This is a genomic window from Pseudomonas alcaligenes (assembly GCF_014490745.1).
Classification (GTDB): domain Bacteria; phylum Pseudomonadota; class Gammaproteobacteria; order Pseudomonadales; family Pseudomonadaceae; genus Aquipseudomonas; species Aquipseudomonas alcaligenes_C.
The window spans coordinates 1,798,238-1,816,985 of sequence record NZ_LZEU01000001.1 but is presented as its reverse complement, the minus strand read 5'-3'; the positions used below and the strand labels follow the sequence as shown (position 1 = coordinate 1,816,985).

The 18,748-nt window shown below is 65.7% G+C and carries 19 protein-coding genes; 9 read left to right on the top strand and 10 right to left on the bottom strand.

What is annotated here, in order from left to right; translation table 11 throughout:
- Window positions 1-59: 59 nt before the first annotated feature.
- From A9179_RS08135 to A9179_RS08125, 3 genes are all read left to right on the top strand, one after another.
- Window positions 60-650, top strand: coding sequence for a DNA-J related domain-containing protein (locus A9179_RS08135; RefSeq protein WP_187805321.1), 591 nt, complete (start codon window positions 60-62; stop codon window positions 648-650).
- 166 nt (window positions 651-816) lie between these two features.
- Window positions 817-1,416: a Yip1 family protein gene (locus A9179_RS08130; RefSeq protein WP_187805320.1), complete on the top strand. Its 600-nt coding sequence runs from the start codon at window positions 817-819 to the stop codon at window positions 1,414-1,416.
- 234 nt (window positions 1,417-1,650) lie between these two features.
- Window positions 1,651-2,145 (top strand): SprT family zinc-dependent metalloprotease, encoded by a 495-nt coding sequence (locus A9179_RS08125; RefSeq protein ID WP_187805319.1) that lies wholly within the window; start codon window positions 1,651-1,653, stop codon window positions 2,143-2,145.
- 158 nt (window positions 2,146-2,303) lie between these two features.
- Here the strand turns inward: A9179_RS08125 and A9179_RS08120 are convergent, their stop codons facing one another.
- The 4 genes from A9179_RS08120 to A9179_RS08105 form a co-directional block, all read right to left on the bottom strand.
- Window positions 2,304-3,479 (bottom strand): CaiB/BaiF CoA transferase family protein, encoded by a 1,176-nt coding sequence (locus tag A9179_RS08120; protein WP_187805318.1) that lies wholly within the window; start codon window positions 3,477-3,479, stop codon window positions 2,304-2,306.
- A 49-nt stretch (window positions 3,480-3,528) separates the two neighbouring features.
- Window positions 3,529-5,169: an AMP-binding protein gene (locus A9179_RS08115; RefSeq protein WP_187805317.1), complete on the bottom strand. Its 1,641-nt coding sequence runs from the start codon at window positions 5,167-5,169 to the stop codon at window positions 3,529-3,531.
- Window positions 5,170-5,223: 54 nt separating this feature from the next.
- A complete protein-coding gene (locus tag A9179_RS08110) occupies window positions 5,224-6,051 on the bottom strand; it encodes an amidohydrolase family protein (protein ID WP_187805316.1) in 828 nt (275 codons plus the stop codon).
- Window positions 6,052-6,172: 121 nt separating this feature from the next.
- The gene (locus A9179_RS08105) at window positions 6,173-7,090 is read right to left on the bottom strand and encodes a LysR family transcriptional regulator (protein WP_187805315.1); all 918 of its coding nucleotides are present in this window, start codon (window positions 7,088-7,090) and stop codon (window positions 6,173-6,175) included.
- A gap of 107 nt (window positions 7,091-7,197) precedes the next feature.
- Between A9179_RS08105 and A9179_RS08100 the strand changes: the two genes are divergently transcribed.
- The 3 genes from A9179_RS08100 (at window position 7,198) to A9179_RS08090 (ending at window position 10,814) form a co-directional block, all read left to right on the top strand.
- Window positions 7,198-8,940 carry an amidohydrolase gene (locus A9179_RS08100; RefSeq protein ID WP_187805314.1) on the top strand — a complete coding sequence of 581 codons (1,743 nt, stop codon included), beginning with the start codon at window positions 7,198-7,200 and terminating at the stop codon, window positions 8,938-8,940.
- A gap of 98 nt (window positions 8,941-9,038) precedes the next feature.
- Complete coding sequence (locus A9179_RS08095) at window positions 9,039-9,779, top strand: TorF family putative porin (protein ID WP_187805313.1); 741 nt, start codon at window positions 9,039-9,041, stop codon at window positions 9,777-9,779.
- Between the two features lie 132 nt (window positions 9,780-9,911).
- Window positions 9,912-10,814: a DMT family transporter gene (locus A9179_RS08090; protein WP_187805312.1), complete on the top strand. Its 903-nt coding sequence runs from the start codon at window positions 9,912-9,914 to the stop codon at window positions 10,812-10,814.
- A 72-nt stretch (window positions 10,815-10,886) separates the two neighbouring features.
- Here the strand turns inward: A9179_RS08090 and cysK are convergent, their stop codons facing one another.
- Window positions 10,887-11,861 (bottom strand): cysteine synthase A, encoded by a 975-nt coding sequence (gene cysK, locus A9179_RS08085; protein WP_187805311.1) that lies wholly within the window; start codon window positions 11,859-11,861, stop codon window positions 10,887-10,889.
- Between the two features lie 219 nt (window positions 11,862-12,080).
- On the opposite strand from cysK, the gene A9179_RS08080 reads away from it, so the two are divergent.
- From A9179_RS08080 to A9179_RS08070, 3 genes are all read left to right on the top strand, one after another.
- Window positions 12,081-12,926, top strand: a complete 846-nt coding sequence (locus A9179_RS08080) for an AAA family ATPase (RefSeq protein ID WP_187805310.1) — start codon at window positions 12,081-12,083, stop codon at window positions 12,924-12,926.
- Between the two features lie 140 nt (window positions 12,927-13,066).
- Window positions 13,067-14,245 carry a vWA domain-containing protein gene (locus A9179_RS08075; protein ID WP_187805309.1) on the top strand — a complete coding sequence of 393 codons (1,179 nt, stop codon included), beginning with the start codon at window positions 13,067-13,069 and terminating at the stop codon, window positions 14,243-14,245.
- An 88-nt stretch (window positions 14,246-14,333) separates the two neighbouring features.
- Window positions 14,334-14,714 (top strand): MerR family transcriptional regulator, encoded by a 381-nt coding sequence (locus A9179_RS08070; RefSeq protein WP_187805308.1) that lies wholly within the window; start codon window positions 14,334-14,336, stop codon window positions 14,712-14,714.
- On the opposite strand, the gene A9179_RS08065 is transcribed toward A9179_RS08070, so the two are convergent.
- The 5 genes from A9179_RS08065 to A9179_RS08045 form a co-directional block, all read right to left on the bottom strand.
- Window positions 14,711-15,697: an NAD-dependent epimerase/dehydratase family protein gene (locus tag A9179_RS08065; protein ID WP_187805307.1), complete on the bottom strand. Its 987-nt coding sequence runs from the start codon at window positions 15,695-15,697 to the stop codon at window positions 14,711-14,713. The genes A9179_RS08070 and A9179_RS08065 overlap by 4 nt on opposite strands.
- Before the next feature lie 145 nt (window positions 15,698-15,842).
- Window positions 15,843-16,877 carry a DUF2167 domain-containing protein gene (locus A9179_RS08060; RefSeq protein ID WP_187805306.1) on the bottom strand — a complete coding sequence of 345 codons (1,035 nt, stop codon included), beginning with the start codon at window positions 16,875-16,877 and terminating at the stop codon, window positions 15,843-15,845.
- 102 nt (window positions 16,878-16,979) lie between these two features.
- On the bottom strand, window positions 16,980-17,513 hold the full coding sequence (locus tag A9179_RS08055) for a DUF2937 family protein (protein WP_187805305.1): 534 nt from the start codon (window positions 17,511-17,513) through the stop codon (window positions 16,980-16,982).
- A 4-nt stretch (window positions 17,514-17,517) separates the two neighbouring features.
- Window positions 17,518-18,297, bottom strand: coding sequence for a class II glutamine amidotransferase (locus A9179_RS08050; RefSeq protein ID WP_187805304.1), 780 nt, complete (start codon window positions 18,295-18,297; stop codon window positions 17,518-17,520).
- 3 nt (window positions 18,298-18,300) lie between these two features.
- A complete protein-coding gene (locus A9179_RS08045) occupies window positions 18,301-18,747 on the bottom strand; it encodes an HIT family protein (RefSeq protein WP_187805303.1) in 447 nt (148 codons plus the stop codon).
- Window position 18,748 lies beyond the last annotated feature (1 nt).

Below are 18,748 nucleotides of genomic sequence, written 5' to 3'. Positions count from 1 at the left end.
AAAAGCTGGCTATTTTACGCACAAAGCCGGCGAACGGCAGCCCATGTTAGGCTGAGCGGATGAATGATCTCGATCCCATGCTCGACCTGGCCGAGCAACTGCACGAATTGCTGCGCGACGCCCCCGACGGCATCAGCGAATTCAACCTGATCCGCCAGCTCAAGGCCCGCCACTCCACCCATATCCCGCACCTGGGACTGGACGACAAGCTGGTGCTGTTCCGCACCCACTTCCTGCTGTTCAACGCGCTCTACCAACTGCGCGAGCGGCTGTGGCTGAGCCAGACCGCGCACCTGCAGATCAACCCGCTGAGCGTGCAACTGCAGCCCTGGCAGCCGGGCAGCAACGAACTGGCCGAAAGCGACCCGTTACGTGACTACTATCTCAATCTGCAACATCTGCGCGAAACCAGCGAAAGCGACGTGGAAAAGCTGCTGACCAGCTTCTGGACGCGCATGCAGGGCGGCGACGAAAAGCGCGCGGCCCTCGAACTGTTCGAGCTGGAGAACGAGCGAAGGCTCAATCTCGCCACCATCAAGCTGCGCTACCGGCAGTTGGTCAGCCAGCACCACCCGGATCGCGGCGGCAGCACCAGCCGTCTGCAGTCGATCAATCTGGCGATGGAAATACTGCAGCGCTATTACAGCTGAGTCGCAGAGAGCGATTCGCTCTAAAACCACGGCTCACGCGGGCTCCAGCCTTCTCCTATACTGCGTCATACGGTCGCAGTGATTCGGCCTGCACCTGGCACCGCTGAGCACGCGGGCCAGGCGCTACGCTCGGGGGCGATCGACAATAACAAGAGGAGGTGTCTGCATGATCCACCATGTCTGGGGGCTCTTCACCCATCCCGACCAAGAGTGGCAGGAAATTCGTGGCGAGGAAGAAACCATCAGCCACATGTACCTGACCCACGTTCTGATACTCGCCGCCATTCCCGTACTCTGCGCCTACTTCGGCACCACCGAGGTCGGCTGGACAGTGGGCAATGGCGACCCGGTCAAGCTCACCAGCGCCAGCGCGCTGCAGATGACCGTGATGTCCTACCTGGCGATGCTCGCCGGCGTTGCCGTGATGGGCGCCTTCATCCACTGGATGGCACGCACCTATGACTCCAACCCGAGCCTGACCCAGTGCGTGGTGTTCGCCGCCTATACCGCCACCCCGCTGTTCATCGGAGGTATCGCCGCCCTCTACCCGAGCCTGTGGCTGGGTATGCTGATCGGCACCGCAGCGGTCTGCTACACGGTCTACCTGCTCTATGCCGGCATCCCGACCTTCATGAACATCCCCTCGGACGAGGGTTTCATGTTCTCCAGCTCGGTACTGGCCGTGGGCCTGGTGGTGCTGGTGGCGATGATCGCCTGCTCGGTGATTCTCTGGGGCTTCGGCGTAGGCCCGGTGTACACCAGCTAGTCCGTTAGCGAAAACCCCGGCCTGCCGCCGTACGAAGCCGCCATTGGGCGGCTTCGTCTTTTGTGGGGCCAGATAAAGAACGGGATCAGGGTCTCCGAGCTAGAGCCGCGCAAGGCATAAAGCAGGCGAGGACGCGGAGTTTACGAGGTGTAAATGAGCAGTCCGAGCCTGGTTTTAACGCAGCGGGGCCGACGCGCAGGAGATCATGAGCCCGTTCTTAGGCATAATTCGGCTATGCCCGAACTTCTCCACGCTCGCGTCGAAGCCTGTTACCAACTGGCCGAAGACTTCTTCAAGCGCCGCTTCCCCCGCCCCGAGGTCAGCTTCAAGCTGCGCGGGCAGAAGGCCGGGGTCGCGCACCTCACGGAAAACCTGCTGCGCTTCAACCCCAAGCTGTATGCGGAAAACCGCGAGCACTTCCTCAAGCAGACGGTGGCCCACGAAGTCGCCCACCTGGTTGCCCACCAGCTGTTCGGCGGACGCATCCAACCCCACGGCGAGGAGTGGCAACTGATCATGCGCGGGGTCTACGAGCTGCCGCCGGATCGCTGCCACACCTACGACGTGGGCCGGCGCAAGAGCACTCGCTTCGTCTACCTGTGCCAGTGCCCGCAGGGCGAGTTCCCCTTCTCCTCCCAGCGCCACCGCCTGGTGGCCCAGGGCCGGCGCTACTTCTGCCGACGCTGCCGGGCCACCCTGGTGTTCAGCGGTGAGCAGCGGGTCGAATAGAGAGCCAGCGACACTCAGCTCAGCGATCACAGCGCCAGCCCGCTGCCCATCTCGTAGGAGCGAGCTCTGCTCGCGAAGCCCTTATGCCATCAGGCTCGCGAGCAAAGCTCGCTCCTACCTGCCGCAATCCGCACCATCTGGGCGCCGCCCATTCCGTACTACCCCAGCGCCTTGGCCGCCTTGAGCGCAGCGATCTGCTCGTCGCTGTAGCCCAGCTCGCGCAGCACCTCGACGCCGTGCGCACCCACCGGGCTGCCGATATGCCGTGGCGCCTCGAGGCCGGCGGAGAAACGGATCGGGCAGGCGATCTGCGCCAGCGCCGACTTGCCCTCGCGCGGCACCTCGGTTACCACGCCGCGGGCCTTGAGCTGCGGATGCTCGATTGCCTCGGAGAGTTTCAGCACCGGTTCGACACAGGCATCGACCGTGGCGAAGCGCGCCTGCCACTCGGCCAGTTCGTGCTTCTCGATCTCGATGCTGATCTCGCGCTTGAGCTGCTCCTGATCCTTGGGCGACAAGCCCAGGGCAGCCAGCTCCGGGCGCCCCAGCGCGGCGCAGAAGGCCTGCATGAACTGCGGCTCCAGGCTGCCCACCGACAGCCAGCGGCCGTCGCGGGTGCGGTAGTAGTCGTAGAAGCTGCCGCCGTTGAGCACCTGGTTCTCCAGATCCGGCTCCACCCCGGCGGCCAGGTAGCCGGCCCCGGACATGGCATGCAGGCTGAAGGCACAGTCGCTCATGCTGATATCCACGTGCTGCCCCAGGCCCGTACTCTGGCGGGCGATCACCGCGGCCAGCAGGCCGATCACCCCGTGCAGCGAACCGCCGGCGATGTCCGCCACCTGCACGCCCAGCGGCAGCGGGCCGCTGTCGCGGCGCCCGGTGTAGCTGGCCAGGCCGCTCAAGGCCAGGTAGTTGAGGTCATGGCCAGCGCGCTCGCGGTACGGCCCGGTCTGGCCGTAGCCGGTGATCGACACATAAATCAGCCGCGGGTTGAGCGCCTTGAGCGCCGCGTAGCCGAGGCCGAGCTTGTCCATCACGCCGGGGCGGAACTGCTCCAGGACGATGTCGTACTCGGCCACCAGCTGCTGCACCACCGCCAGCGCCTCGGGGCGCTTGAGGTCGAGGGCGATGGAGCGCTTGTTGCGGTTGAGATAGGCGTGGCTGGCGGATACCCCGTCGACATGCGGCGGCAGCACGCGCACCAGATCCATGCGGGTCGGTGATTCCACCCGCAGCACCTCGGCGCCCATGTCGGCCAGCAGCAGCGAGGCGAACGGCCCCGGCAGCAGAGTGGAGAAGTCGAGCACCTTCAGCGAAGACAGCGGGCCTTTCATCGATCTACCTCTTGCAGGCCGGGCACAGCGGCGCCCGGCGGTCACGGTTTCAGTTTTCCCAGTGCAGCGGCTCGCCGGCCGGCAGTGCGGCGGCCAGCCCGGCATAGCGCGCTTCCAGCACCGCCCGGCGAATCTTCATGGTCGGCGTCATGCAGCCGTTATCCACCGTCCACGGCTCGCGCACCAGCACCAGATGGCTGAGCCGCTCATGGGGCAGCAGCCCGGCATTGAGCTGTGCGAGGCTGGCCTGCAACTCCGTGGTGATGCGCTCGCGCGGCTGGCTGCGGGCGGCCGGCGACAGCTCGATCAGCGCCAGCGGCTGGTCGAGGTTGCTGCCCATCAGGCAGACCTGCTCGACCCAGGTGTTCTTGGCGATCTCGCCTTCGATCGGCGCCGGCGCCACGTATTTGCCCTTGCTGGTCTTGAAGATGTCCTTGACCCGCCCGGTGATGTGCAGATAGCCCTGCTCATCCAGCTCGCCACGGTCGCCGGTATGCAGCCAGCCGCCGGCCAGCGCCTCGGCGCTGAGCTCCGGAGCGCGGTAGTAGCCCTGCATCAGGGTCGGGCTGCGGAAGAGGATTTCGCCGCTGTCGGCGATGCGCGTCTCGAGGAACGGCATCGGCCGGCCGACGCTGCCGAAGCTCACCTGGCCCGGCCGGTTGAAGGTGCCGTAGGCGAAGTTCTCGGTCATGCCGTAACCCTCGCAAATGGTCAGGCCCAGGCGCTGGTACCAGTCGAGCAGCCCCGGCGAAATCGCCGCCGCGCCAGACACCAGGATACGCGCGCGATCCAGGCCCAGGCCGCGGCGGATCTTGCGCGCCAGCAGCGCACCAAGCAGCGGGACGCGCAGCAGCAGCTCCAGCTTGCGCTGCGGCAAGCGCTCCAGCACGCCCTGCTGGAAACGCGTCCACAGCCGCGGCACGGAGAAGAACACGGTCGGGCGCACCCGCTGCAGGTCGCCGGCAAAACTCTCCAGCGAGTCGACAAAGGCCACCTTGCCTCCGCTGTAGAGGCTGTTCATCTGCACCAGGAAGCGCTCGGCGGCATGCGACAGCGGCAGGTAGGAGAAGAACTGGTCACGCTCGTCCAGGCGCATTTCCAGGCAGGAGTTGGCCGCCGAGAAGGCCATGGCCCGCGCCGACAGCATCACGCCCTTGGGCTGGCCGGTGGTGCCCGAGGTATAGAGGATGCTCAGCAGTTCGTCGCCCTGTTGCTCGTGCAACTGCTGCAACGGCGCATGCGCTGCCAGCAGCGTCTGCCACTGGTGTTCGGCGGCCAGGGTCGGGTACGGCATGGCGATACGCCGGATCTGCGGGCCGATACTGGCTTCCAGCTTGTCCGCCTCGTCCAGCTTGCCGAGGATGATCGCCTTGCAGTCGGCATGCTCCAGCACATAGGCCACGCTCTCGGCCGACTGCAGGGGATAGAGCGGCACGCTGATCAGCCCGGCCATCATGATCGCCAGGTCGCTGATCAGCCATTCGGCGCAGTTCTTCGCCAGCAGCGCGACCCGCTCGCCGGGCACGCAGCCCATGGCCAGCAGCGCGCTGGCCAGGCGCCGGGCCTGGTCGTCGGCAGCGCTCCAGCTGATCTCGTGCCAGTGCCCGGCGTGAGGTTGCTGCAGCCAGGTGGCGTGCGGACGCAGCGCCACCCAGTGCAGGAATCGTTGCAACGGCAGTTGTTCGGTCATCGTGGACTCTCTTGTTGTTCTTGTTCTGCTGGGCAGCCGACACCCGTCATGCCCTTAAAGCTTGAACACCCGCTGCGCATTGCCGCCGAGAAACTTGGCCTGCACCTCGGCATTCAAGCCGAGCTCCTGCACCTGGGCCATGCAGCGGCTCAGCGACAGCTGCGGGAAGTTACTGCCGAACAGCACCTTGTCCGCCCCATAGCTCTGCATGAATTGCAGCAGCTGCTGCGGGTAGTAGCGCGGCAAGTAGGCCGAGGTGTCGATATAGACGTTGTCGTGCTTCCAGGCCACGCCAATCATCTCGTCAGTCCAAGGGTGGCCAATATGCCCGGCGACGATGCGCAGCTCGGGAAAATCCAGCGCTACCTCGTCCAGGTACGGCACCGGGCGCCCGGTCTCCGAGGGCAGCAGCGGGCCGGTATGGCCGACCTGGGTGCAGAACGGGATATCCAGCTCGATGCACTTCACGTACAGCGGGTAATACAGGCGGTGGTTGGGCGCCAGCTGCCACAGCCAGGGCACGATGCGCAGCGCCTTGCAGCCCAGCTCCAGCACCGCCCGTTCCAGCTCGCGCACGGCCGCCAGCGGCTTGCGCAGGTCGACCGTGGCAACGCCGACGAAGCGTTCGGGAAAGGCGCGGGTGAACTCGGCGATAGCGTCGTTGCTGAACACCCAGCCCTCGGGCCGGCACCAGGCCGCCAGCATCAGCTTGTCCACGCCCGCCTCGTCCATCAGGGCCACCGTCTGCGCCGGACTCAGCGCCTGGTCGAGCAGATGCCCCGAGCCGGACTTCTCGAACAGCCGCGCCACCTCCGGCATGCTCTGGCGCAACAGGCCGTTGGTGGGCTGGGCCCAGGCATCGATCACCGCAGTCGCTGCCATGCTCAAGCTCCTTGTCGAGGGATGACCCTGGCAGGTTAGGCAGCCCCCGCGGTCACCTCAATGACCCAAGCGCTCGGCACGATTGACCCATTCGCCCAGAGTGCCCAGCCCGCAGCAGAACTCAGGCGATGCCGCGCTCGCCCAGGTAGGCCTCGAGGAAGTCGATGAAGGCCAGCACCTTGCCGGTGGCCCGCCGGTGGCTCGGGTAGACCGCCAGGATCTGCGAGCCGAAGGCATCCGGGTCGATCTGGTAGTCGCTCATCAGGGGCACCAGGCGGCCGTCGGCCAGGTAGGGGGCGACGCTCCACAGCGGCGTGTGCAGCACCCCGCGCCCGGCCAGGGCGCTGGCCAGCAGCAGGTCGTAGTTGTCGCTTTCCAGACGTGGCAGGCGCGGATGTGCCAGGCCAATGCGCTGGCCGTCGCGCTCGACCCACCAGATGCCGCGCCCCAGGGCCGGGTGCTGGTACATCAGCCAGTCGTGCTGCTCGATGGTCTCCGGAGTCAGCGGCAGGGGTTGCCGCGCCAGATAGGCCGGGCTGGCGCTGAGCACGATGCGGTTCTGCCCGACCACCCGGGCAATCAGGCCCGGCAGGTCGCTACGCCCTTCGCGCAGGGCCAGGTCGTAGCCGGACTCGACCAGATCGACGAAGTCGTCGCACAGGTCAATGCGCAGCTTGATCTGCGGGTACTGCTCGAGAAAGTCGGCACACACTGCATCGAGAAAAGCCCGACCAAAAGCCAGCGGCGCGGTGATCCGCAGGCTGCCCTGCAGGCCGTGCTGCAGCTGGCCGATTTCCTCGCCGACCTCGCGCAGGCGCTGCAGTACCTGGCGCGCGGTCTCCAGATAGAGTTGCCCCGCTTCGGTCAACACCGTGCGCCGGGTGCTGCGCTCGAACAGGCGCGCGCCCAGCTCGGCCTCCAGATGGCTCACCGCCTTGGTCAGGGCCGACGGCGTCTTGCCCAGTTGCTCGGCCGCGCGGCTAAAACTGCCGTGCTCGGCCGTGGCGACGAACATGTTCAACGCGCTGAGCTTGTCCATCCAAGTCTTTCCAAGTAGGCAAAAGGGTTTTGCACAGCTTGGGCGTTCTGCCGCCCTGGCGCAATCGCTAGTCTCGCCGCAACTCAATAAAAACAAGGGGGACTCGAATGAAACGGTTTATTCCCAACCTGCTGGCCGCAGCAGTAGCTTTTTCCTCGATGGAATCCATGGCCGCCGCCGACCTAGTGCTGTTCAACGGCAAAGTATTCACCGCGGATCAGGCTCAGCCACAGGTTCAGGCCATAGCCGTGGAGAACGGCAAGATCCTCCAGGTCGGTAGCGACGCCGCGATCAAGGCCCTGGCCGATGCCAATACCAAGCTCGTCGACCTCGGCGGCAAGCGTCTGATGCCGGGCCTGATCGACAGCCACTCGCACGCCATCTTCGGCGGCCTGGAACTGGCGGCCGCCAACATGCAAGACGAACTGGTCAGCGTCGATGAGCTGGAGAAGCGTCTGCGCGGCTGGCAGGCCGACGGCCGCGCCGTGCATGGCGACGTGCTGCAGGTATCGGGCATGAACTCCGGCGCCTGGGCCGAAGCCGAAGCCCTGGGCAAGCGCTTCAACCAGGGCGAATGGGCCAAGCTGCCGATCGTGTTCATCGGCAGCGACCACCACACCGCCTGGGCCAACGCCGCCATGCTCAAGCGCGCCGGCATCGACAAGGCACTGATCGCCAGCCTGGCCAAGGGCGAGCGCGACACCATCGGCATCCTGAAAAATGGCGAGCCCAGCGGTTTCCTGGTGGATGCCGGCTGGGATCGAGTGGCCAGCGTGCTGCCGGCGATCAGCCCGGCCGAACTGCTGCGTGGCGCCGAAGCCGCCGTGCAGCTCAACAACAGCCTGGGCATCACTGCCTGGATGGATCCGGCGGCCAATGCCGCGCCGGGCGAAGCGGTGTTCGACCTCAAGCCCACCGAGAAGAGCGTCGGCGTGTTGCCCGCTTACAAGGCGCTGTCCGAGAAAGGCGGGCTGAACGCCCACGTCGCCGCCCTGCTGGTGGCCAATCCGAAAAGCCGCCCGGCCGATCTGGATGTGCTCGCCAAGGTGCGCCAGCAGTTCCAGGGCGTAAACAACCTGAGCCTGCCGGGGATCAAGATCTTCGCCGACGGCGTGCTGGAGTTCCCGGCACAGAGCGCGGCGCTGCTCGGCCACTACCACAACTCAGACAAGCAGGGCGAACTGCTGATCGACCCGGCGCACTTCGGTGAGCTGGTCAGCGCCGCCGATGCGCGCGGCTGGCTGGTGCATATCCATGCCATCGGCGACCGCGCGGTGCGCGAATCGCTCAACGGCATCGAGCAGGCACGCAAGGATCGGCAGAGCGGCGTGACCCACTCGATCACCCACCTGCAGCTGGTCAACCCGCAGGAGTTCGCGCGCTTCAAGCCGCTCGGAGTGATCGCCTCGATGCAACTGCTGTGGGCCGGTGCCGACGCCTACACCACGGACATGGTCAAGCCCTACGTCGACGCCGACGCCTATCGCTACCTGTACCCGGCCCACTCGCTGCTGGCCCAGGGCGCGACCATCGCCGGCGCCAGCGACTGGCCGGTGTCCTCGCCCAACCCGTGGAACGCCATCGCCCAGGCGGTCACCCGCGAAGGCGAGAAAGGCGTGCTCAACGCCGACGAGCGCATCGACCGCGAGACCATGTTCTACGCCTACACCCTGAACGCGGCCAAGACCATCGGCCTGGAGCAGCAGATCGGCTCGCTGAGCGCCGGCAAGCAGGCCGACTTCGTGGTGCTCGACCGCGACGTGTTCAGCGTCGACAACAAGGCCCTGAGCGATACCCAGGTGCTCGCCACCTACTTCGCCGGCCACCAGGTCTACGCCCCCGCGCAATAACAAGATGCAACCCGCTTCGTCGCCCTCCTGGCCCGGCCAGGAGCGGCGAAGCCTTGCCGCCTATCTGCCAAAAACAACCACAACACGAGATAGCATCCATGAAAGGCTCCACCGCTCTCCTCCTCGCCGGTCTGACCCTGACGCCCCTGTGCAGCCAGGCCATCGAGCTCAACCAAGACTTCTCCCTGATGGTCGATGTCAACCTGGCCAGCGACTACCGCACCCGCGGCATCTCGCAGACCCAGGGCGACCCAACCCTGCAGGTCGGCGCCACCCTGGCCCACAGCAGCGGCCTGTACGCCGGCGCCTGGACCTCCAACGTCGACTTTGGCTACGGTCTGAAAACCCGCCAGGAAGTCGACTACTACGCCGGCTGGTACTGGCAGGCGACCGACGCGATCAGCCTCGACCTGGGTCGCATCAAGTACGCCTATCCGAAGGAGAGCCAGTTCAACCAGACCGAGACCTACGCCATCCTCAGCGCCTATGGTTTCAAGGCCGCCGCCTACTACTCCGATGACCTGCCCAACTTCATCGGCAAGGATCAGGACAGCCTCTACACCTGGGTCGGCTACGAAACCCAGCTGCCGCTGGAAGTCGGCCTGGAACTGCGCTACGGGCGCATGGACTTCAAGGATCCGCTGTTCTGGTCGGGCAGCGGCGACTCCCGTGAGTCCTACCACGAGTGGGAAGCCAAGCTGACCCGCGACTTCGTCGGCGTCACCTGGGGCCTGAGCTACGTGGATACCGACCTCTCCGAGAACGAGTGCGCCAGCAACTACGGCTTCACCGACACCTGCACCGCCACCCTGGTGGCCAGCGTGAGCAAATCGTTCTGAGCAAAGCCAGCCGGGCTGCCGCCAACGCAGCCCGGTAGTGCCCAACTGTATGGCTGATTTGAAAGCCAGCTGCGGATTGCGCTACCCAGCGGGTGGCGTAATCTGGCCGTTTCCTTCCTGCCGTACTGCCCTATGAAACTCGCTGATCTGCTGCGCCTTCTCCTGCTTGCCGCCATCTGGGGCGCCAGTTTCCTGTTCATGCGGATCGCCGTACCGGTACTGGGCAGCCTGCCCACCGCCTTCTTCCGCGCCAGCCTCGGCGCCCTCGGCCTGCTGGCCTTCCTCCTGGTGCTGCGCCCGACCTGGGATTTCCGCGGCAAGTTCAAAGCCTGCCTGGTGCTCGGGGTGATCAACGCCGGCCTGCCCTCGGTGATGTACTGCCTGGCGGCGCTGGTACTACCGGCCGGCTACTCGTCGATCTTCAATGCCACTACGCCGCTGATGGGCGTGCTGATCGGCGCGCTGTTCTTCAGCGAGGCGATGACCCCGAGCAAGGCCGCCGGCGTGGCCCTCGGCCTGTTCGGCGTGGCCGTGCTGACCCGCACCGGCCCGGTGGCCTTCGATCTGCCGCTGCTGCTGGGCGCCACCGCCTGCCTGGTGGCGACCATCTGCTACGGCTTCGCCGGTTTCCTCACCCGCAAGTGGATCGGCCCGTTCGGCCTGGACAATCGCCTGGCGGCCTTCGCCAGCCTGGTCGGCGCCAGCCTGTTCCAGCTGCCGCTGTTCGCCGGCAGCCTGGCCTGGCACGCCCCCGCCAGCTGGGGCGGCATCGAGGTGTGGCTGTCGCTGGCGGCTCTCGGCCTGGTCTGCACCGCCTTCGCCTATGTCCTGTACTTCCGCCTGCTGACCGACATCGGCCCGATCAAGGCCAGCACCACCACCTTCCTGATCCCGCCGTTCGGCGTGCTATGGGGCGCCCTGCTGCTCGGCGAACCGCTGTCCTGGGCCTACCTGCCAGGCTGCCTGCTGATCGGCGTGGCACTGTGGCTGGTGGTACGACCAAGCGCGCCCAGCGCGGCGCCGGCCAAGGCCTGATCCCTCTCACAAAGGGAGAGGAGGAACAAAAAAGCCGCCCTAGGGCGGCTTTTTTCATGCGCTACACAGCTCTTATTGTTGCAGCTCCTGCTCGGTGAACAGATCGCTGAACAGCATGCTCGACAAATAACGCTCACCGGAGTCCGGCAGGATCACCACTATGGTCTTGCCCTGCATCTCCGCCCGTTCGGCCAGACGCACCGCGGCGGCCATCGCCGCACCGCCGGAAATGCCGCAGAGGATGCCCTCTTCCTGCATCAGGCGCAGGGCCATGGCCTTGGATTCGTCGTCGGTGACCTGCTCGACCTTGTCGATGATCGACAGGTCGAGGTTGTTCGGCACGAAACCGGCGCCGATGCCCTGGATCTTGTGCGGGCTTGGCTTGATCTCCTCGCCGGCCATGGCCTGGCTGATCACCGGCGAAACCACCGGCTCCACCGCCACCGAGAGGATCGGCTTGTGCCGCTGCTGCTTGATGTAGCGGGACACGCCAGTGATGGTGCCGCCGGTGCCGACGCCGGCCACCAGCACGTCGACCGCGCCGTCGGTGTCGTTCCAGATCTCCGGGCCGGTGGTCTTCTCGTGGATCGCCGGGTTGGCCGGGTTGTCGAACTGCTGCGGCTGGTAGTACTTGGCCGGGTCGGCGCTGGCGATCTCATTAGCCTTCTCGATGGCGCCCTTCATGCCCTTGGCCGGCTCGGTCAGCACCAGCTCGGCGCCCAGGGCCTTGAGCACCTTGCGCCGCTCCAGGCTCATCGAAGCCGGCATGGTCAGCACCAGCTTGTAGCCGCGGGCGGCGGCGACGAAGGCCAGGCCGATGCCGGTGTTGCCGGAGGTCGGCTCGACCAGGGTCATGCCCGGCTTGAGCACGCCGCGCGACTCGGCATCCCAGATCATGTTGGCGCCAATCCGGCATTTGACCGAATAGCCCGGGTTTCGCCCTTCGGTTTTCGCCAGAATGGTCACGCCCTTGGGGCCGAGGCGATTGATCTGCACCAGCGGCGTGTTGCCGATGGACTGGGCATTGTCGGAATAGATGCGGCTCATGGCGAAAGATCCTTGGACAGATGAGGCAGACCGCCAAGCCTATGCCCCTGTTCCAGAGGCGTCCAGCCGCAACACGTGGCCGTAGAGCGGGTGACCCGCCATTCAGTGACTGAATGGCGCGTCTGCGTTCACAGTCTGCCGGAGTGCGCGGTATAGTCGTTCTTTATGTTTTTGCTGCGCCGGGCCCGACCCGGGGCGTTACCGTTCGAGGATTACACGATGAAGTTCGAAGGCACCCAGTCCTACGTCGCCACCGACGACCTCAAGCTGGCGGTCAACGCCGCCATCACCCTGCAGCGTCCGCTGCTGGTCAAGGGCGAACCGGGCACCGGCAAGACCATGCTCGCCGAGCAGCTGTCCGCCGCCTTCGGCGCCAAGCTGATCACTTGGCACATCAAGTCCACCACCAAGGCCCACCAGGGCCTGTACGAGTACGACGCGGTCAGCCGCCTGCGCGACTCGCAGCTGAACTCCGAAAAAGTCCACGATGTGCGCAACTACATCAAGAAGGGCAAGCTGTGGGAGGCCTTCGAGGCCGAGGAACGGGTGATCCTGCTGATCGACGAGATCGACAAGGCCGACATCGAGTTCCCCAACGACCTGCTGCAAGAACTCGACAAGATGGAGTTCTACGTTTACGAGACCAACGAGACGATCAAGGCCAAGCAGCGCCCGATCATCATCATCACCTCGAACAACGAGAAGGAACTGCCGGACGCCTTCCTGCGCCGCTGCTTCTTCCACTACATCGCCTTCCCGGATCGCGACACCCTCAAGCGCATCGTCGACGTGCACTACCCGAACATCAGCGGCGAACTGGTGGCCGAGGCACTCGACGTGTTCTTCGACGTGCGCAAGGTGCCGGGCCTGAAGAAGAAGCCGTCCACCAGCGAACTGGTCGACTGGCTCAAGCTGCTGATGGCCGACAATATCGGCGAAGCGGTACTGCGCGAACGCGATCCGACCAAGGCCATCCCGCCGCTGGCCGGAGCCCTGGTGAAGAACGAGCAGGATGTGCAGCTGCTTGAGCGCCTGGCCTTCATGAGCCGTCGCGCCAGCCGCTAAGGCTTGTCTCCCCTCTCCCACCGGGAGAGGGGCCGGGGGGGAGGGATGTACCGGGCAGCTCCACGCTGCCTGCTATCCCCTCACCCTAACCCTCTCCCCAAGGGAGAGGGGATAGTCCGCAATCCCCTGAGGGCACGCACATGCTGCTCAACCTGTTCAATGAAATGCGCGCAGCCAAGGTACCGGTCTCGGTACGCGAGCTGCTCGACCTGATCAATGCGCTGAAGAGCCACGTGATCTTCGCCGACATGGACGAGTTCTACTTCCTCGCCCGTACGGTGATGGTCAAGGACGAGCGCCACTTCGACAAGTTCGACCGCGCCTTCGCCGCCTACTTCAAGGGCCTCGAGCGGCTCGACGACTTCCTCGAGGCGATGATTCCCGAGGACTGGCTGCGCAAGGAGTTCGAGCGTCACCTGACTGACGAGGAACGCGCGCAGATCCAGTCCCTCGGCGGCCTGGACAAGCTGATCGAGGAGTTCAAGAAGCGCCTCGAAGAGCAGAAGGAACGCCACGAAGGCGGCAACCGCTGGATCGGTACCGGCGGCACCAGCCCGTTCGGCTCCGGCGGCTACAACCCGGAAGGCATCCGCGTCGGCGACGCCGGCAAGCGCCAGGGCCGTGCGGTCAAGGTGTGGGATCAGCGCGAGTACAAGAACCTCGACGACCAGGTCGAGCTGGGCACGCGCAACATCAAGGTAGCCCTGCGCCGCCTGCGCAAGTTCGCCCGTGAAGGCGCGGCGGAAGAGTTCGACCTCGGCGGCACCATCGATCACACGGCCAAGGACGGCGGCCTGCTCAACATCCAGATGCGCCCGGAACGGCGCAACACGGTGAAGCTGCTGCTGCTGTTCGACATCGGCGGCTCGATGGACGCGCACATCAAGGTCTGCGAGGAACTGTTCTCGGCGTGCAAGACCGAGTTCAAGCACCTGGAGTACTTCTACTTCCACAACTTCGTCTACGAAAGCGTGTGGAAGAACAACCTGCGCCGCACCAGCGAGCGCTTCTCCACCCTCGACCTGCTGCACAAGTACGGCCCGGACTGGAAGATCATCTTCGTCGGCGACGCCGCCATGGCGCCCTACGAGATCACCCAGGCCGGCGGCAGCGTCGAGCACTGGAACGAGGAAGCCGGCTACGTGTGGATGAAGCGCTTCATGGAGAAATATAAGAAGCTCATCTGGATCAACCCGTACCCGAAGGATGCGTGGAGCTACACCGCCTCCACCAACATCGTTCGCGAGCTGATCAACGACCAGATGCACCCGCTGACCCTGCGCGGCCTGGAAGAAGGCATGCGCTTCCTCTCCAAGTAACTCACGAACGGGCCTGCGGGCCCGTTCTGCTGTCAGCCGCCAGGCTCACCAGTCGCCACTCACACACCTCAAGGATGGGGAACCCAGCATGTATATCGGCAAGCTCGCCAAGTTGACCGGCTGCACACCCAAAGCCATTCGCCTGTATGAAGAACTGGGGCTGTTCGCGGCACCGCCGCGCCAGGGCCGCTATCGCATCTATACGCCGCAGCATGTCGACATCGTGCGGCTGATCCGCATCGCCCAGGCGGCGGGCTTCAAACTGGCCGAGCTGAGCGGCCTGCTGGCCAGCAAACAGCGCGAACAGCGCTTCCCGCTGGAGCTCGCCCATCTGGGCATTGCCACCAAGCGCCTGCAGGTGCAGGCGCAGATCGCCGAGCTGCATACCCTCGATGCCCGCCTGGTGGAACTGGGCGAGGAAGCCAACCGCCTGTTTGCCGAGCAGTCACCCCAGCGCTGCAGCCACTAACCGGCGCGCTGCTGGAGGAAGGCGAAGGCCTCGCGCAGGGCCTGCTCCACCGGCCGCGGCCGGTAACCCAGCTCGGCGCGCGCCTTGGCGATGCTGTACTCCTGGCGCACGCCATGGAACAGCCGCACCTGGCTGACCAGCAGCTTGGCCGGTTTCCCCGTCAGCTGCGCCGCGCGCTCCTGCAGCCAGGCCAGGGCCAGCAGCAGCCAGCGCGGCGCTGGAGGCGGCAGACGATAGCCCGAAGCCACCGAGTTGGCCGCGGTGATCAGCGCCTGCAAGGGTGACGACTGCTCGCTGGCGAGGATGTAGCGCTCCCCTGGCCGGCCCTTTTCCGCTGCCAGGATCATGCCCTCGGCCACGTCGCGCACATCGACGAAGTTGAAGTGGAAGCCGGGATCGAGCGGCACCTGGCGCTTCAGCACGCTATCGAGAAAATCCATGGTATCGGTCAGGCGTTGCGCATGGGGGCCGACCATGGCCGCCGGCAGCACCACCACCAGATCCAGGCCCAGGCGCTGCGCCACCTCCTGGGCCATGCGCTCGGAGAGGATCTTGGAGCGGTAGTAGGCATTGTCCTCCTCGCTGTTCCAGTGCTGCTCGTTCAGCGCCTGGCCATTGTGTCCCACCGCCGCTACCGAGCTGACGTAGACCACCCGCTTGACTCCCGCCGCGGCTGCGGCCTCCAGCACATTGCGGGTGCCCTCGACATTGGGCACGACGATCTCCGCCTGCGGGTCGCGGGCCCAGTGGCGGAACACGGCGGCAACCTGGTACAGCACTTCGACGCCTTGCAGCGCCTGCACCAGGGCCTGCTTGTCCTGCAGCTCGGCATACACCAGCTCGCAGTCAAGCCCGGCGAACGCCGAACGCTCGAGTGGATCGCGCACCCCGGCGCGCACGCGCTCGCCCCGCGCCAGCAACGCGCGCACCAGGGTATTGCCGAGGTGGCCGTTGGCGCCGGTGACCAGAGACAACTTTTCCATGTGAAGCACTCCCTGCATGAAGATGGCGCCAGCCTAGAGTCTGTCCCTAGGGGCAGAGTCAAGCGCGCCCCTTCGCCGCGAGCGTGCCCATTGCCGCAGCCACAAAAAAGGGCCCCGAAGGGCCCTTTTCATTGCGCGGGATGACTTAGCGCGGGGTTTCCTCGGCCTTGGCCGTATCGCCCGGCGCCGCCGTGCTCTCCTGCAGCGGCTCATCCGCCTGCGGTTGCGCCGCCTTCTTCTTGCCACCCAGACGCTTGGCGATCCAGCCGAAGACCAGTACCGGCACGATCCACAGTTTCTTCAGCAGCAGCAGCGCCGCGGCGAACAGACCGGCCTTGGCCGCCAGCTTGCCGGCGATCAGGGCGCCCAGGCCATAGGCCGCAACCTTGTCGATATCCGGATCGAACTCGGCGTAGCGGTGGCCTTCGTTGAACTCGGTCATGGCCAGTACCGCCGGCACGCTCTGTTCGATCTGCGGCAGCTGATCCATGTTGGCAATGAAGTTGAGCACCAGCACGCCCTTACGACCGAGCACGCGGATGTTGTAGTTGAGGGTGTTGACCTCGCTGTCACCGAACTTCAGCTCCTTGGCCCAGTGCAGCTTCTTGCCTTTTTCGTCGTAGCGCGGGGCCGAGGCCCAGCCGATCAGCTCCACCGGCTCGTAGTCGTTCTCGGTGCGCCACTTGTTGTCTTCTTTGGTCTCGTCCTTGAGATCCTGGAGCATCTCGTCGTAGTCGATGTCGGCGGCGTCCTCATCGGAGACATAGCCGCTTTCCTCGTACTCGACCGTCACCGCCCAGGATTCCTGAGCCAGCGGCGAAACGCCGGCCGGCAGGATCATGCCCAGCGGCAGCTCGCTGTCCGGCGGGTTGCCCCAGGCCTCCACCAGCAAGCGCTCGGCTTCTTCGCCGTCGAGGAAGACGAACTGCTCGGGCAGGTTGAGGGTGGCCAGGTTGTCACCCAGCACGATCTTGCCCTTCTGGAAATGCAGGCTGGCGACGAACTCGTCCTCGCTCATGCCTTCATCGGTGGGCTCTTCTTCGCTGACGGTCTCTTCGTCGAGCACCTGCTCGCTGGCCGTGGGCTCGCTCTCGGTCTGCTCGGCCGCCGGAGCGGTGGCATGGGCAAAGGGGATGGCGCTAGCCAGCAGGCCAGCCAGGATCAGTTCCTTGATCGACATAAAAACTCCATGACGACGGGTGTTGGATGGGGTGCCCACCCTAACATGCCACGCCCCTGCGTTCGGCGAGCCAGCGCAACTTTTTGCAACAACTACCGGGGCTTAGCGCCAGTGGCGCTTCTCGTAGGCGATGGCCTTGTGGGTACGGCCGAAGCCCAGCGTCCAGCCCAGGCCGAGGAAGACCAGCTCCACCAGCCAGGCCAGCAGCACGGCACAGCCGAGCCCCCAGGCGATGGCCTGCGGCGCCAGCAGTACCTGATAGCCGTAGGCCTCGTAGGTCTGCTGCAGCAGTACCGGGTCGGCCGCCGTGGCCAGGTGCCAGAGCTGCGCATACCAGGGCCCCTGCATGGCCAGCCACTCGGCCTCCAGCAGGTTGTTGCGCTCGACCAGGTGGGCGACGCTCTCGGCATCGCTGCGCATCACCGCATCCGTGCTCGCCCGGTAATGGGCGACCAGGGCATTCAGGTCACCCTGGAAGAACTGCGCGGCGGTCTGGCGGAAGCCGCTCAGGCTCTGCTCCGACTCGTCGCGCTGGGCGGTCACGCGCTTGCTGTAGTCGTCGATGAAACCCGGCACCTGCACGCCGACCAGCAGGCCCAGGGCGAACACCGCCAGGCGCAGATAACTTCTGAACATTGCCTTACTCCCCTGTCTGTCCCTGGGCGATGCATTCGCCGCGCCGCCACAGGCTCCATTGCCCCGGCCGCAGCAGGTTCCAGGACTCATTGTCGGTCAGCGGCTCGGTGGCGATCACCGTGACCACATCGTTGGGCGTGGTTTCCGCCTGGAAGTCCACCGTCACGTCGGCGTCCTTCAGGCGGGCCGGGCCGAAGGGCGCACGCCGGGTGATCTGCGCCAGCTTGGTCGAGCAGAAGCAGAACAGCCAGTCACCGTCGCTGAGCAGGCAGTTGAACACCCCTTTGCCGCGATATTCCTGGGCAGCGCGAATCAGCACCGGCAGCAGCACCTGCACCGCGACCGGCTCGGGAAACTCCGTGCGCACCCGGTTGAGCAGCTCGCAGAAGGCCGCCTCGCTGTCGGTATCGCCCACCGGGCGGTAGAAGCTGAACTGCGGGGCGAAATCGGCCAGCTGGCCGTTGTGGGCAAAGCACCAGTTGCGCCCCCACAGCTCGCGCACGAACGGGTGGGTGTTGGACAGGCAGACCTTGCCGACGTTGGCCTGGCGGATATGGCCGATCACCGTCTCGCTCTTGATCGGGTAGCGCTGCACCAGGCGCGCCACCTCGGAGTCGACGCTGGCCGCCGGATCCTGGAACAGGCGCAGGCCGCGCCCTTCGTAGAAGGCGATGCCCCAGCCATCGCGGTGCGGGCCGGTGCCGCCACCGCGCTGCATCAGCCCGGTGAAGCTGAAAACGATATCGGTCGGCACATTGGCACTCATGCCCAGCAGTTCACACATGGATCAGGACTCGCGTTGCAAGGCGTTGCGCAGTACATCGGCCTCGTGTGCCAGGCGCGCCTGCAGGCGCCGGCGGCCGAACGGCAGAAACCGGGTGAGGATACGCCAGCACAGGGCCGGCAGGTCGCCGCGGCGGCGCGGCAACAGGTGCAGATGCAGGTGCGGCACGTGCTGGTTGGCCACCGGGCCGTCGTTGAGCAGCAGGTTGATGCCCTGCACGCCCAGGCCACTGGCATACAGCGCGCGGCTCACCCGCTCGGCCAGCGCCAGCAGGGCATCGCGGGCCGGCAGCGGCAGGTCGCCAAGCAACGGGGCATGGCCACGGGCGACGATCAGCACATGGGCCGGACGCAGCGGGAAGATATCCAGCAGCACGATGAAGTGTTCATCCTCGTGCAGGGTATGCGCCGGCAGCTGGCCGTCGGCGATGGCACAGAATACGCAGCTCATC

Coding starts and splice junctions, on each gene's coding strand:
- A9179_RS08135 (WP_187805321.1), top strand. CDS start 60: ATGAATGATCTCGATCCCATGCTCGACCTGGCCGAGCAACTGCACGAA.
- A9179_RS08130 (WP_187805320.1), top strand. CDS start 817: ATGATCCACCATGTCTGGGGGCTCTTCACCCATCCCGACCAAGAGTGG.
- A9179_RS08125 (WP_187805319.1), top strand. CDS start 1,651: ATGCCCGAACTTCTCCACGCTCGCGTCGAAGCCTGTTACCAACTGGCC.
- A9179_RS08120 (WP_187805318.1), bottom strand. CDS start 3,479: ATGAAAGGCCCGCTGTCTTCGCTGAAGGTGCTCGACTTCTCCACTCTG.
- A9179_RS08115 (WP_187805317.1), bottom strand. CDS start 5,169: ATGACCGAACAACTGCCGTTGCAACGATTCCTGCACTGGGTGGCGCTG.
- A9179_RS08110 (WP_187805316.1), bottom strand. CDS start 6,051: ATGGCAGCGACTGCGGTGATCGATGCCTGGGCCCAGCCCACCAACGGC.
- A9179_RS08105 (WP_187805315.1), bottom strand. CDS start 7,090: ATGGACAAGCTCAGCGCGTTGAACATGTTCGTCGCCACGGCCGAGCAC.
- A9179_RS08100 (WP_187805314.1), top strand. CDS start 7,198: ATGAAACGGTTTATTCCCAACCTGCTGGCCGCAGCAGTAGCTTTTTCC.
- A9179_RS08095 (WP_187805313.1), top strand. CDS start 9,039: ATGAAAGGCTCCACCGCTCTCCTCCTCGCCGGTCTGACCCTGACGCCC.
- A9179_RS08090 (WP_187805312.1), top strand. CDS start 9,912: ATGAAACTCGCTGATCTGCTGCGCCTTCTCCTGCTTGCCGCCATCTGG.
- cysK (WP_187805311.1), bottom strand. CDS start 11,861: ATGAGCCGCATCTATTCCGACAATGCCCAGTCCATCGGCAACACGCCG.
- A9179_RS08080 (WP_187805310.1), top strand. CDS start 12,081: ATGAAGTTCGAAGGCACCCAGTCCTACGTCGCCACCGACGACCTCAAG.
- A9179_RS08075 (WP_187805309.1), top strand. CDS start 13,067: ATGCTGCTCAACCTGTTCAATGAAATGCGCGCAGCCAAGGTACCGGTC.
- A9179_RS08070 (WP_187805308.1), top strand. CDS start 14,334: ATGTATATCGGCAAGCTCGCCAAGTTGACCGGCTGCACACCCAAAGCC.
- A9179_RS08065 (WP_187805307.1), bottom strand. CDS start 15,697: ATGGAAAAGTTGTCTCTGGTCACCGGCGCCAACGGCCACCTCGGCAAT.
- A9179_RS08060 (WP_187805306.1), bottom strand. CDS start 16,877: ATGTCGATCAAGGAACTGATCCTGGCTGGCCTGCTGGCTAGCGCCATC.
- A9179_RS08055 (WP_187805305.1), bottom strand. CDS start 17,513: ATGTTCAGAAGTTATCTGCGCCTGGCGGTGTTCGCCCTGGGCCTGCTG.
- A9179_RS08050 (WP_187805304.1), bottom strand. CDS start 18,297: ATGTGTGAACTGCTGGGCATGAGTGCCAATGTGCCGACCGATATCGTT.
- A9179_RS08045 (WP_187805303.1), bottom strand. CDS start 18,747: ATGAGCTGCGTATTCTGTGCCATCGCCGACGGCCAGCTGCCGGCGCAT.